We start from the raw sequence: 286 nt of genomic DNA, 5'->3' as shown, positions 1-286 counted from the left end.
TGGCGATGGCGATGGCGGTGGATTCTTTGACGGAATGTTTGATTTCGATTTCGATTTCTAGCCGCTAGTCTGTCAAAATCGTCTTCTGTGCTGCGTTGATTCCATTAAGTGGGGGCCCGTTTAGGAGATTTAAAACGGACACGGTACACTGTCTCAGGTATGCAACGCAGCCAAGGCAACTTGGTGGCCTACATACGGGGCGTGGCGCAGTTTGGTAGCGCACCTGCTTTGGGAGCAGGGGGTCGCAGGTTCAAATCCTGTCGCCCCGACGTATGGGGGTCTGGAA

At 53.8% G+C, this 286-nt stretch carries 1 tRNA gene; it reads left to right on the top strand.

The window, feature by feature from the left end:
• Nucleotides 1-195: 195 nt before the first annotated feature.
• A tRNA-Pro gene (locus GNE10_RS35150) sits at nucleotides 196-269 on the top strand.
• Nucleotides 270-286: the final 17 nt, after the last annotated feature.

The sequence above is a fragment of the Nostoc sp. 2RC genome (assembly GCF_014222165.1).
In the GTDB taxonomy this organism is placed as follows: Bacteria; Cyanobacteriota; Cyanobacteriia; order Cyanobacteriales; family Nostocaceae; genus Nostoc; species Nostoc linckia.
This window is presented reverse-complemented; position numbering and strand designations above follow the sequence as displayed.